Source organism: Actinocatenispora rupis, from assembly GCF_016861975.1.
In the GTDB taxonomy this organism is placed as follows: Bacteria; Actinomycetota; Actinomycetes; order Mycobacteriales; family Micromonosporaceae; genus Actinocatenispora; species Actinocatenispora rupis.
In genome coordinates, this window is record NZ_BOMB01000044.1 from 85,897 (window position 1) to 98,687 (window position 12,791).

A 12,791-nucleotide genomic window follows, 5' to 3' on the forward strand; every position below is an offset into this window, starting at 1 on the left:
CGGCAGGCGCGGGCGCACCGAGGTCGCCGAGACGGGTCGCCGGGTACCGGCTCCCGTCGGTCGTGACCGTCATCGAACCGTCTCCTTCCCTCAATGCGAACGGCGTTCGCATCGGCCACGCTAGCCACTGCGAACAACGTTCGCAACAATGGAGTGATGCCGACGACACCGAGCCGCGGCGCCCGGTACGGCGCGCTCAACCGCACCGTGATCGTGGCCGCCGCGCGGACCATCGCCGACCGCGACGGCCTCGGCCAGCTCACCCTGCGCCGCGTCGCCGAGTCGCTCGGCACCGGTCAGGCGTCCATCTACCGGCACGTCTCCGGGCGCGACGAGCTGATCGCCGCGCTGTGCGAGGACCTCGCCGCCGGCTTCCCGCTGGTCACCGACCAACGCTCACCACGTACCGCGGCGCTGCGCCAGTGGGAGGCGATCCACCGGTACCTGACCGAGCATCCGTGGGGCGCGCCCGCCATCGCCGCCGGCGACACCGTCGCGGTCAGCGGCGAACGCCTCGCCGCGCACGCCACCGCCCAGCTCCGCCGGCTCGGACTGACCGGCCGCGACGCGGCGCGCGCGTACCGGGTGCTGTGGCAGTTGCTGCTGGGGCACCTGCTCAACGCGCACCCGCTCGGGCACGGCGCCGACCACCCGCGGGCGGGCGACGAGTCGGACTTCCGGTGGGCGCTGCGGCACCTGCTCGACGCCTTCGCCGGTACGCCCCGGCGCCACTGACGCGCGCTCCCGGCTCTGCCGTAGGTCGTTGGGACGAACCTCTGGTGCCCGGTCACGTCACGCGACCCCGTCGACGTCCCGCTGCCGAACCGGCCCGCGACGTAGCGCGGATCCTTTGCGCTGCAACGCATCAAGCATCGGCGCCGCGGTCCGGGGCGCGACGTAGCGTGAATCCGTTGCACTGCAACGCATCAAGCATCGGCGCCGCGGTCCGGCAGGACCGCAACACCGGTGGCCGACGGGCATCCGCGCCGAGATTCGGCGCGGCCGCAGCACATCAGCGACTGACAGGCATCAGCTGCCGTGGTCCGGCGCAGCCACAGCACATCGGTGGCTGGCGGGCATCCGCGCCGCGGTCCGGCAGCACTGCAGCGCGGCGGAGTTCCGGCGCGCTCGCCGCTCCGGCGATCGGCGCGCTCGGGCGACGAGGCCGCACCGCCGCGACCGCCGACCCTTTGACTCCACTGTGGACGGTCAGGGGGTCGGCCACTGCTCGGTGGGGGCGAGCCGGGTCGGGTGGAACTCGACGATCGTCGCCGTCGCGGCCCCGGACGTGACGAACGGGTCGGCGGCGACCGCGGCCTCGACCTCCGCGCGCGACCCGGCCAGTACCATCAGCCCACCGGTACGGGGTTCGAGCCGCCCGGCGAGCCGTACCAGGCCGCGCGCGAACACCCCGTCCGGGTTCGTGTAGTGCGCGTCGAGCAGGGCGTCGATCTCCTCCAGCGGCCGCTCGTACGTCAGCGTGACCAGGAACATGGGGGTCTCCTCGCGGTGTCGGTGGTGTCCCCGACCAGGCAACCGCGGCGGGCCGGGCGTGTCCAAGACCGATCCGCCGCCGCGCCATAGCCACCGCCTATAGCGTGGGTACGTGGACATCGAGCTGCGTCACCTGCGGTACGTGGTGGCCGTCGCCGACGCCGGCACCACCGTCGAGGCGGCCCGGCGGCTGCGGGTCGCCCAACCGAGTCTCAGCCAGCAGATCCGCGCGGTCGAGCAGCGCCTCGGGGTACCGCTGTTCCGGCGGGGACCGCGCGGCATGGCGCCGACCCCGGCCGGCGAGGCGTTCGTCGCCGGCGCGCGCCGTACCCTCGCCGAGCTCGACGCCGCCGTGGCCGCCGCCCGCGACGCGCCGGTGCCGGTGCGCGTCGGCGTGTGCGCCGGCGTACCGACGGGGTTGCTCACCGAGGTCGGGTCCGCGCTGCACCGGACCAGTACGGACATCTCCTACGAGCCGCACGATTCGGCGCAGCAGGCGGAGTTGCTGCGCCGCGGCGACCTCGCGTACGGGATCCTCCGACCCCCGGTCGACGACGACCGCCTCACCCTCCTTCCGGTACGCGAGGAGCCGCTCGGCGTGGTCGTCCCGCCGGGGCATCCACTCGCCGGTGCGGCGGTCGACTGGCCGGCGCTGGCGGGCTACCGGCTGCTGTGGTTCCCCGACAGTCGCGCCCCCGGCTACGCCGCCGCCGTACTCGCGCATCTGGCGGCACACGGCTGGACCCCGCGTACTCAGGTCGCGCAGTACCGGGGGCACGCGTTGTTCGTCCACGCGCTGTCGGCCGCGGCGGACCTGGTGGCGCTGCGGCCGCGCGACGCGGTGGCGAGCAGTACCGAGCTGGTGTGGGTGCCGTTCGCGGACGACCCGCCGCGCGAGGTGCTGGCGCTCGCCGCGCTCACCGACGGCCCGTGGGCCGCCCACCTGGTCGACCTGACCAGGCGACGCCCGACCGAGTGCGAAAACCCCTGAGTACGGGTGCGTCAGGGCCGTACGGTGGCGCGGTGGACACTCAGGTGATCGTGCTCAACGGTGGCTCCAGTTCGGGAAAGTCCGGGATCGCCCGGTGCCTCCAGTCCGTACTCCCGGGCCCGTGGCTGGTGCTCGGCACGGACACGTTCGTCGAGTCGCTGCCCGCGGCGATGCGGTCGTCGGACGGCGGGATCGACGTCGCGCCGGACGGTGCGGTGACCGTCGGGCCGGAGTTCCGGACGTTGGAGGCGGCCTGGATCGCCGGGGTCGCCACGATGGCCCGCGCCGGTGCCCGCGTCGTCGTCGACGAGGTGTTCCTCGGCGGCGCGTACTCGCAGGGCCGCTGGCGCGACGCGCTCGGCGACCTGACCGTCCTGTGGGTCGGCGTACGGTGCGACGCGGCGGTCGCGGCCGGCCGCGAGATCGCCCGCGGCGACCGTACGACCGGGATGGCCGTCGCGCAGGCCGACCTGGTGCACCGCGGCGTGACGTACGACCTGGAGGTGGACACCACGCGCGCCGAGTCCATCGACTGCGCCCGTACGATCGCCGGCCACCTCCACTGACCCGATCGGGGTCGTACCAGGGGAATCGACGCTCGACGGCCGGTACGAGCTCCACTGTGGACCGACGTCGCAGCGCCGGGGACCGGTCTTGCCCGCCGGATCCGGGGCCGTGGCGGGAGGCGGAGAACGCCGTGCGGGGACCACGGGCGGCGCTCGGCACGGGATGGGCGATCGCCGACGAGGTCGACGAGGTGCACGAGGATCCCGACCTGGACCGGTATCTCGCCGATCCGGACGGGTTTCGGCGCTGAGCGGCGCCCGTTTCCGCACCCTTGACAGTGTTCGTACGTCGCCCTATGGTTCCCGCTAATCCGTATTAGTAAGGGGATCTGATGGGGTCCGAGGAACAGCCGGCGTGGCGCGCGTTCTCGTCCGGGTTCGCCGACCGGGTCGCGGTGGTGACCGGCGCGGCGGGTGGGATCGGGCTGGCGGCCGCGACCGCGCTGCACGCGTACGGGGCGCGGGTGGTGCTGCTCGACGCGAACGCGCCGCTGCTCGAACGTTCCGCCGCGGCACTGCCGGGCGCGGTCGCGATGCCCGTCGACATCACCGACTCCGCGCGGGTCGCCGCCGCGTTCGACGCTATCGCCGAGCGGTACGGGCCGGTCGAGCATCTGGTGCACGCCGCCGCGGTCATCACGGCCTTGCCGCTGCTGGAGCAGGACGTCGAGCACTGGCGCCGGGTACTGGACGTCAACCTGGTCGGTTCGTTCACGGTGGTCCGGGCGGCGCTGGCGCAGATGGTGCCGCGGCGCGGCGGGACGATCGTGGCGGTCGCCTCGGACGCCGGGTTCCGGGGCGGCGGCGGCCTCATCGCCGACGCGGCGTACGCGGCGAGCAAGGCCGGGGTGCTGTCGCTGGTCAAGTCGGTGGCGCGGGAGTTCGCGGGCACCGGCGTACGGATCAACGCGCTGGTACCGGGACCGACGGACACGCCGCTGCACCAGGGCGTGTCGGACGAGCTGAAGCAGCGGATCGCGGCCGGGTTGCCGGTGGGCCGGATGGGCCACCCGGACGACATGGCCGCCGCGATCCTGTTCCTGTCGTCGCCCGCCGCGCCGTTCGTCTACGGCACCGCGCTGGACGTCGACGGGGGGTCGATGCTGCGGTGACCCGCCACGAGCGGCGACCGAGCCGGCCCACCCAGGCGGACATCGCCCGGCTGGCCGGCGTCTCCCAACCCACCGTCTCCCTGGTACTCGGCGGGAACAAGGCGGGTGTCGCGCTGTCGGACGAGACGCGGCAGCGGGTGCTGGACGCGGCGGAGTCGCTGGGCTACGTGCCGGACCCGATCGCACGGCGGCTTTCCCGCCGTACCAACAACCTGCTCGGGTTGTACACGTTCACCGCGACGTTCCCGACCGACGTGCAGCACTCGTACTACCCGTTCCTGGTGGGGGTCGAGGAGGAGGCGGCGGCGCAGGGGTACGACCTGCTGCTGTTCACGTCCTCCGGCGCGTACGAGGGTGCGACCGACGTGCTCAACCGGGTACGGCTGGCGGACGGCTGCCTGTTCCTCGGCCGGCACGTACCGGAGAAGGCGATGGGGCGGTTCCTCGACGACGGGTACCCGCTGGTGTACATCGGGCGGCACGACGAGCTGGGCGAGCGCCTGCCGTACGTGGGTGCCGACTACGTGTCGGCGTCCGCGGACGTGGTGCGCCGGCTGGCGGAGCTGGGTCACCGGCACCTCGCGTACGTGCGGGAGAAGGACGACGCGCCCGCGTCCGCCGACCGGGAGGCGGGTCTGCGGTCGGCCGTGGCCGACACCGGCGTACGTGCCGACGTGGTGCGCACCGACGGCGGTGACGTGGACACCGCGCGGCTGCGTTCGTGGTTGGCGGACGGCGTGACGGCGATCGTGGCGGAGGAGACCGACACCGACATCGCCGTGACCGCTGTCGAGTCGGCGGCGCGGGCCGGTGGGCTGCGCTGCCCGGACGACTTCTCGCTCGCGCTGCTCGGCGACCGGGTGGGGCGCTCCCCCGGGCTGCCGGCGCTGAGCGGGTTCGCGATCCCCCGCCGCGAGATGGGCCGCGCCGCGGTACGCATGCTCACCGGCCTGATCGCCGGTGAGCCCGAAGCCCGGATCCGCCAGATACTCGGCTGCCACCCGTTGGCGGGCGAGACCGTCGGCGCGCCGCCCCGGCCGCCCGAGCACTGAGGAAGGGGCCAGATGCCCGACCAGGACACGGATGTACTCGTCGTCGGCGGCGGCCTGGGTGGTGTCGCGGCGGCGCTCGCGGCCTGCGCCGCCGGGCGGCGCGTCGTGCTCAGCGAGGAGACGGACTGGCTGGGCGGGCAGCTCACGGCGCAGGCCGTACCGCCGGACGAGCATCCGTGGATCGAGCAGTTCGGGTGCACCGCACGGTATCGGCGGCTCCGCGAGGGCATCCGCGACTTCTACCGGGGCTGGTACCCGATGCGCTCGGCGGCGCGGTCGTGGGCCGCGCTCAACCCGGGCGCCGGGCGGGTCAGCAAGCTGTGTCACGAGCCGCGGGTGGCGCTGGCGGTGATCGAGGCGATGCTGGCGCCGCACCGGGCGTCCGGCCGGCTCACCGTACTGCTGCGGCACCGCCCGGTGGCGGCGCACACCGACGCCGGCACGGTGCTCGGGGTGACGCTGGAAACCGTTGGCGCGCAACGCATCTCGGTCTCCGCACGGTACGTGCTGGACGCCACCGAGCTGGGTGACGTGCTGGCGCTGGCCGGCATCGAGCACGTGACCGGCGCCGAGGCGCAGTCCGAGTACGGGGAGCCGCACGCGCCCGCCGAGGCGCAGCCGCACACCATGCAGGGCATCACGTACTGCTTCGCGGTGTCGCACCACGACGGCGAGCACCACGTGATCGACCGCCCGGCGGAGTACGACTTCTGGCGGTCGTACACGCCGGAGTTCTGGCCGGGGCCGCTGTTGGGCTTCACCGCACCGGATCCGCGCACGCTGGAGCCGGTCGAGCGCACCTTCGTACCGAACCCGGACGGTGACCCGCTGGCCGTGCTCGCCGACCAGAGCGCGAACGCCGGCGACCGGGAGCTGTGGATGTTCCGGCGGATCCTGGCGCGCGGGCTGCACCGGCCCGGCAGCTTCGACTCCGACGTCACGCTCGTCAACTGGCCGCTCAACGACTACTGGCTGCGGGCGCCGCTCGGCGACGACGCCGCGATCGCGTACGCGGAGGCGAAGCAGCTGTCGTTGTCGGTGCTGTACTGGTTGCAGACGGAGGCACCGCGGCCGGACGGCGGCACCGGGTACCCGGGGCTGCGGCTGCGCGGCGACGTGGTCGGCACCGACGACGGCCTCGCGAAGTCGGCGTACGTGCGGGAGTCGCGGCGGATCCGGGCGCTCACCACCGTCACCGAGAACGACGTGGCGCGCGACGTGGTCGGCCCGTACGGCGGAACCCGGTACACCGACTCGGTCGGGGTCGGCAGCTACCGCATCGACCTGCACCCGTCGACCGGCGGCGACAACTACGTCGACATCGCGAGCGTGCCGTTCGAGATCCCGCTCGGCGCGCTGCTGCCGCGGCGGGAGTCGAACCTGCTCGCCGCCGGCAAGAACATCGGCACCACGCACATCTCCAACGGCTGCTACCGGCTGCATCCGGTGGAGTGGAACGTCGGCGAGGTCGCCGGCGAACTGGCGGCGTACTGCCTGCGGCACGGCGTACCGCCGCACCAGGTGCACGCCGACGCGACGCACTCGGCGGAGTTCGGCCGGGTGCTCGACGCGGCGGGCGTCGAACGGCACTGGCCCGACGTACGCGGCTACTGAACGGGAGGCGGTCGTGGCGACACTGCGGTACAGCACGGAGATTCCGGTCGACGACGAGGTCGACGTACAGGTGGTCGGCGGCGGCCCGGCGGGCGTCGCGGCCGCGGTCGCGGCGGCACGCACCGGGGCGCGCACCCGCCTGATCGAACGGTACGGCTTCCTCGGCGGCAACCTGACCGCCGGACTCGTCGGCCCCTGCATGACCTCGTACTCGCTGGACGGGCGCGAGCAGCTGATCCGCGGCGTGTTCGACGAGTTCGTCCGGCGGATGGAGGCGGTCGGCGGGGCGCTGCACCCGTCCCGTACCCGGGCCGGCGACGCCTACTCGGGGTTCATCACGTACGGGCACGACAAGGTGACGCCGTTCGAGCCGGAGGCGGCGAAGGCGGTCGCGACCGAGATGTGCCGGGAGGCCGGCGTTCTGTTGCGGCTGCACAGTTTCGTGGCCGACACGGTGGTCCGCGACGGGCGGGTGACCGGGGTCGTCGCGGCAAGCAAGAGCGGGCTCGCGCTGCTGCCGGCGCGCGTCACGGTGGACTGCTCGGCGGACGGCGACGTGGCCGCCGCCGCGGGCGTACCGACGGAGTTCGGGCGCGAGGCGGACGGCCTGGTGCAGCCGATGACGGTGTTCTTCCGGGTCGCCGGCGTCGACGACGAGGTCGTCGAGGAGTACGTGCGGTCGCACCCCGCCGACCGCCGCCCGTACGAGTCGGTCGTGGCGACGGCGCGGCGGGAGGGCCGGTTCCCGGCACCGCGCCGCGGCGTCGGGATGTACCGGACGCTGCGGCCGGGCGTGTGGCGCATCAACACCAGCCGGGTGCTGCACCGCGACGGCACCGACGTCGCCGACCTGACCGCCGCCGAGATCGAGGGCCGCGACCAGGTACGCAAGCTCGTCGAGTTCTTCCGCGCGGAGCTGCCGGGGTTCGAGCGCTGCGAGCTGCTCGACACCGCCACCACGGTCGGCGTACGGGAAACCCGGCGGATCGTCGGCGAGTACCGGTTGACGCTGGCGGACCTGCAGTCCGGGCGGCACTTCGACGACGTGGTGGCGCTGTGCGCGTACCCGGTGGACATCCACGACCCGACCGGGTCCGGCGGCGGGGTCGACGAGTCGGCCGGCACCGCCAACGCGTACGAGATTCCGTACCGCAGCCTCGTCCCGCGTGGCGTGGACGGGCTGCTGGTGGCTGGCCGGTGCGTGTCGGCGAGCCACGAGGCGCTGGCGGCGATCCGTGTGATGCCGCCGGCGTTCGCGATGGGTGAGGCCGCCGGCACCGCCGCCGCGCTGGCCGTACGGGACGGGGTCGCGCCGCGCGCGCTCGACGTACCGGCCCTGCAGCAGGCACTGCTCGCCGCGGGCGCGTACCTCGGCGTTCCGGTCGGCTGAGCCGATCCACGACAGTCCACCTTGGACGGAAGGAGGCGTCGGGTGACCGCATCCCGGATCCGGGTCGGCATCGACGTCGGCGGCACGTTCACCGACGCGGTGGCCCTCGACGCGCAGACCCTGGTACTTCTCGGCCAGGTCAAGGTACGCACCACGCACCGGCACGCGGACGGCGTCGCCCGCGGCATCATCGACGCGCTGGAGCAGCTCCTCGACGGCATCGGCGCGACCGCCGACGACGTGACCTTCCTCGCCCACGGTACGACGCAGGCGACGAACGCCCTGCTGGAGGGCGACGTCGCCACCGTGGGGCTGGTCGGCGTCGGGCGCGGGCTGGAGGGCCTGCTCACCCGGCGGCTGCGGTCGCTGGGCCGCATCGAACTCGCCCCCGGCAAGCGCCTGGCCCTCCGGTACGCGCACGCACCGGCGACCGGCGACGCCGACGCCGCGGTCGACTCCGTACGCGCGGATGGCGCCGAGGTGGTGGTCGGCGTGCAGGCGTTCAGCGTCGACGACGGCACCGGCGAGGACGCGGTGGCCGACGCGGCGCGTACCCGGGAGCTGCTGGCCACCACCACCCACGAGATCACCAAGCTGTACGGGTTGCGCAAGCGGGCCCGTACCGCCGTGGTGAACGCGAGCATCCTGCCGCGCATGCTGGACACCGCCGACCTGGTGCAGCGCAGCATCACCGACGCCGGAATCACCGCGCCGCTGATGGTGATGCGCTGCGACGGCGGCGTCATGTCGCTGGACGAGATGCGCCGCCGGCCGCTGCTGACCGTCCTGTCCGGCCCGGCCGCCGGGGTCGCCGGCGCGCTGATGGCGGAGAAGGTCAGCGAGGGGATCTTCCTGGAGACCGGCGGGACCTCCACCGACGTCAGCGTGATCCGCCGCGGCTCCGTCGTCGTACGGCACGCGAAGGTCGGCGGGCACGAGACGTACCTGTCGTCGCTCGACGTACGGACCGTCGGGGTCGGCGGCGGCTCGATGGTACGGGCCCGGACCGGCCGGGTCGTCGACGTCGGGCCGCGCAGCGCGCACATCGCCGGGCTGGAGTACGCCTGCTTCGCCGATCCGGCGGCGCTGGCGGACCCGCAGCTGGTGGCGGTCGCGCCGATGGACGGCGACCCGGACGACTACGTGGTCCTCGACGCGGCCGGCGGCCGGTTCGCGCTGACGATGACCTGCGCCGCCAACGCTCTCGACCTGGTACCGGAGGGCGACCACGCGTACGCGGAGCCCACGGCGGCCCGGCTCGCCTTCGCCCCGCTCGCCGCGCTGCTCGGTACGACGATGCCGGAGGCGGCGCGGGCGGTGCTCGCCGCCGGCACCGGACACGTACGGAAGGTCGTCGACGAGCTGGTCACCGCGTACCGGCTGGACAAGCGCGGGCTCCGGCTGGTCGGCGGGGGCGGCGGCGCGGCCGCGGTGACACCGTTCCTCGGTACGGTGACGGGCTTCGCGGCCGGCATCGCCGCGCACAACGAGGTGATCAGCCCGATCGGGGTGGCGCTCGCGCTGGTCCGCGAGTCGGTCGAACGGATCGTGCCGAGCCCGTCCCAGCAGGACGTACTCGCGGTCCGGGCGGAGGCCGAGCAGGCGGTCGTCGCGCAGGGGGCCACGCCCGCCACCGTCGAGGTCGACGTCACGGTCGACGCGCAGACCAACACGGTCACCGCGGTCGCGACCGGCGCCACCGAGATGCGTACCCGGGCCGAGACCGGTGAGTCCACAGTGGACAGACAGCGGATCGCGGCGAACAGCCTGGACCGCCCCACCGCCGAGGTGCAACTGCTCGCCGAGACGCCCACGCACGCCGTCTACGGCACCGAGGTACGCCGCGGCGGCGCGCTCGGCCGGTGGATCCGCCCGTACCGGCCGGTCCGGGTCGTGGACCGGGACGGCGTCGTACGGCTGCACAGCGCGGACGCGGTGATCGCGCAGACCACCGTCGGCGCCGCGTACGGCACGCTGACCGAGCTGGTCGCCGCGCACACCACGTACGGCGACGGCGGCTCGCAGCTGCCCGCGATGCGGCTGCTCGTCGGCCCGCGCATCGTGGACCTGGCCGGCGTCACCACGCAGGACCAGCTCATGGCGCTGGCCCGGGCCGAACTCGACGGCCGCACCGCGGACGAACCGCTTGTCTCGATCACCGAGGTGCGGCGATGAGCGCCGACGAGATCGCCCTCGGCGCGCGCCTGCTCGCCACGCTGCCCACCCACGAGGGCCGCCCCGAACCGCTGCTGCGCCGCTGGTCGGCCACCGCCGCGGACCTCGGCGCCGAGCTGGCCGACCGGTACGCGGGACGCACCGTGGACGAGGTGGCGGCCGCGCTGGCGCTCGACGTGGTCGAGGAGACCGGCGGGATCGCCGCCGGCACGCTCACCCTGGCCCGGTACGGCGGGCGCCCGCCCACGGTGCGGATCCACCCCGACGCCGTCGTACGTGCCGAGGCGGAGGTGACGCGCCGCGGCTGGCGTACCTGGTTCCCGCCGGGTGCGGTCCGCGACGCCGCGCTCGCGCACGAACTCGCGCACCACCTGCTGCACGGCGCCGACGGCCCCCGGCTCAAGCGCCGCCTCGACCACGTACTGCTCCGCGTCGGCCCCGTCGTCCTGCGCGGCCACGTACTCGGCGCGGACGAGCTCGTCGCGCACGCGTTCGCCCGGCGGCTGTGCGGGCTCGCGGCGAGCCCGCTGCTGATCTCCGCGGCGCTGTCCGCCGACCTCGACGTCCCTGCCTCGACACCCGTCGGAAGTGAGACCTGACATGGCTGTCGCGATCCTCGCCGTGATGGCGGTCGGCGTGGTACTCATGCTGACCCGCAAGCTCCCGACCGGATTCGCGCTCATCGGAATGGCGTTCGCGATCGGCCTGCTGGCCGGCGCGCCGCTGATGGGCGACAAGGGCGTCACCACTCTCGTACTCCAGAACGGCGCGGTCCTGCTGGCGCAGACGATGATCGCGATCCTGCTGGGCGCCTGGCTCGGCTCGCTGATGGGCGAGACCGGCATCGCCTCCACCCTGGTACGCAAGACGGTCGAGTTCGCCGGCGACCGCCCGTACGTGGTGGCGCTCGGCCTGTTCGTCGTGTCGATCCTGTGCGGCGCGGTGACGGGCTCGGCGCCCGCGGCGATGCTCGCCGGCATCATCGGGATCCCGGCGATGATCGCCGTCGGCGTACCGCCGGTCACGGCCGCCGGCACCATCGTGTTCGGCGTCGCCGCCGGCATCCCGTTCGAGCTCGCGTCCTGGCAGTACCTGTCGACGGCGTTGAAGCTGCCGATCGAGACGATCCGGCACTTCCAGCTGTACATGTTCCCGATCGTGGTGGTGTTCGCCGTCGCGTTCATCCTGATCGAGTCGCGGCGGCGCGGCGTCCAGCACGCGTGGGCGGTCCGCACCGCACCGCGTACGGCCCGGCCCGCACGGACCGGCCGGCGCGCCGCCGACGCCCCCTGGTACTCGCTGCTCACGCCGCTGGTGCCGATCGTCCTGGCGCTCGGCCTCGACGTACCGATCATCCCGTCGCTGCTGGTCGGGGTGATCTACGCGCTCGTCACGACGACCCGGCCGAGCCGGATGGCCACCCGCGCCCTGCGCTCCCTGTACGACGGGTTCAAGGTCGCGGCGCCGCCGCTCGTGCTGTTCATCGCGATCGGCATGCTGCTGACCGCGGTGCAGCTGCCCGGCGCCGTCAACGCCCTGAAACCGATCGCCACCGCCGTCAGCCCGCACAACGCGATCCTGTTCGTACTCGTGTTCGGCCTGCTCACCCCGCTCTGCCTGTACCGCGGCCCGTTCAACATCTACGGACTCGGCGCCGGCATCGCCAGCGTGCTCGTCGCCGGCGGCGTGTACCCGGTGATGGGCGTGCTCGGCCTGATGTCGTCGTACAACCAGGTTCTCGGGGTGTCGGACCCGACCAGCACGCAGACCGTCTGGAGCGCCGAGTACGCGGGGGTGCGGCCGCAGCGGGTACTGGCCCGGACGTTGCCGTACACCTGGTGTCTGGGGATCGCCGGGCTCGTCCTCACCGCCGCGCTCTACCTGTAGCCGCACACCGGTCCCGCCCGGGTACGCGGGCGGGACCGCCGCGGTACGGCCGGAAGACGGCGCGGCGTCAGCGGTGCGTTGCACCTCGTACGTGTGCTCGACCAGGCCGAACCCGTACGCCGCGTGTACCCCATGGCAGGTTGTTCAATTGTCTCATTGGTCAACAGTTGAATTGTTCAACAGTTGACCAATGACACTCGTCGTCGCGGCGCGGCCGCTGACCGTGCAGGTGCGCGCCCACCGTCGCCTCGCGCAGCGACGCGCCGATCGCCACAACAAGCCGGCACACCGGCGCGCGCATCGTGTCGTACCACCGGCGGACCGCCGGCGCGGATCGGCAGCTCGCGCACCGCGCCACTGAACCGACCGGGATGGGCGCGACGCCACCCGATTGCGCACCGCGCGGGTGAACCGACCGGGGCGGGCGCGACGCCTCCCGATTGCGCGCCGTACCGGATCGGGGTGAATCCTTTTCCCCGGTGCGGCCCTCTCATGAGGTGATGGCGCACG

At 73.7% G+C, this 12,791-nt stretch carries 11 protein-coding genes; 10 read left to right on the forward strand and 1 reads right to left on the reverse strand.

The features are described from left to right. Positions 1–156 precede the first annotated feature (156 nt). Positions 157–735 (forward strand): TetR/AcrR family transcriptional regulator, encoded by a 579-nt coding sequence (locus Aru02nite_RS32145; RefSeq protein WP_203663974.1) that lies wholly within the window; start codon positions 157–159, stop codon positions 733–735. Between the two features lie 474 nt (positions 736–1,209). Here the strand turns inward: Aru02nite_RS32145 and Aru02nite_RS32150 are convergent, their stop codons facing one another. Continuing rightward, positions 1,210–1,494: a YciI family protein gene (locus tag Aru02nite_RS32150; RefSeq protein WP_203663975.1), complete on the reverse strand. Its 285-nt coding sequence runs from the start codon at positions 1,492–1,494 to the stop codon at positions 1,210–1,212. Between the two features lie 112 nt (positions 1,495–1,606). Here Aru02nite_RS32150 and Aru02nite_RS32155 point away from each other — a divergent pair, with 112 nt between their 5' ends. From Aru02nite_RS32155 to Aru02nite_RS32195, 9 genes are all read left to right on the forward strand, one after another. After that, positions 1,607–2,485 (forward strand): LysR family transcriptional regulator, encoded by an 879-nt coding sequence (locus Aru02nite_RS32155; RefSeq protein ID WP_203663976.1) that lies wholly within the window; start codon positions 1,607–1,609, stop codon positions 2,483–2,485. Positions 2,486–2,517: 32 nt separating this feature from the next. Beyond that, a complete protein-coding gene (gene cpt / locus Aru02nite_RS32160) occupies positions 2,518–3,051 on the forward strand; it encodes a chloramphenicol phosphotransferase CPT (protein ID WP_203663977.1) in 534 nt (177 codons plus the stop codon). A 332-nt stretch (positions 3,052–3,383) separates the two neighbouring features. Beyond that, positions 3,384–4,163 (forward strand): SDR family NAD(P)-dependent oxidoreductase, encoded by a 780-nt coding sequence (locus tag Aru02nite_RS32165; RefSeq protein WP_203663978.1) that lies wholly within the window; start codon positions 3,384–3,386, stop codon positions 4,161–4,163. After that, positions 4,160–5,215, forward strand: a complete 1,056-nt coding sequence (locus tag Aru02nite_RS32170) for a LacI family DNA-binding transcriptional regulator (RefSeq protein ID WP_203663979.1) — start codon at positions 4,160–4,162, stop codon at positions 5,213–5,215. Before Aru02nite_RS32165 ends, Aru02nite_RS32170 begins: the two co-directional genes overlap by 4 nt. 12 nt (positions 5,216–5,227) lie before the next feature. Then, positions 5,228–6,829, forward strand: a complete 1,602-nt coding sequence (locus Aru02nite_RS32175) for an FAD-dependent oxidoreductase (RefSeq protein WP_203663980.1) — start codon at positions 5,228–5,230, stop codon at positions 6,827–6,829. A 13-nt stretch (positions 6,830–6,842) separates the two neighbouring features. After that, positions 6,843–8,219 (forward strand): FAD-dependent oxidoreductase, encoded by a 1,377-nt coding sequence (locus Aru02nite_RS32180; protein ID WP_239077079.1) that lies wholly within the window; start codon positions 6,843–6,845, stop codon positions 8,217–8,219. A 42-nt stretch (positions 8,220–8,261) separates the two neighbouring features. Next, on the forward strand, positions 8,262–10,394 hold the full coding sequence (locus tag Aru02nite_RS32185; RefSeq protein WP_203663981.1) for a hydantoinase/oxoprolinase family protein: 2,133 nt from the start codon (positions 8,262–8,264) through the stop codon (positions 10,392–10,394). Further along, positions 10,391–10,993, forward strand: a complete 603-nt coding sequence (locus Aru02nite_RS32190; protein ID WP_203663983.1) for a hypothetical protein — start codon at positions 10,391–10,393, stop codon at positions 10,991–10,993. Before Aru02nite_RS32185 ends, Aru02nite_RS32190 begins: the two co-directional genes overlap by 4 nt. 1 nt (position 10,994) lies before the next feature. Then, on the forward strand, positions 10,995–12,281 hold the full coding sequence (locus tag Aru02nite_RS32195) for a hypothetical protein (protein ID WP_203663984.1): 1,287 nt from the start codon (positions 10,995–10,997) through the stop codon (positions 12,279–12,281). Positions 12,282–12,791 lie beyond the last annotated feature (510 nt).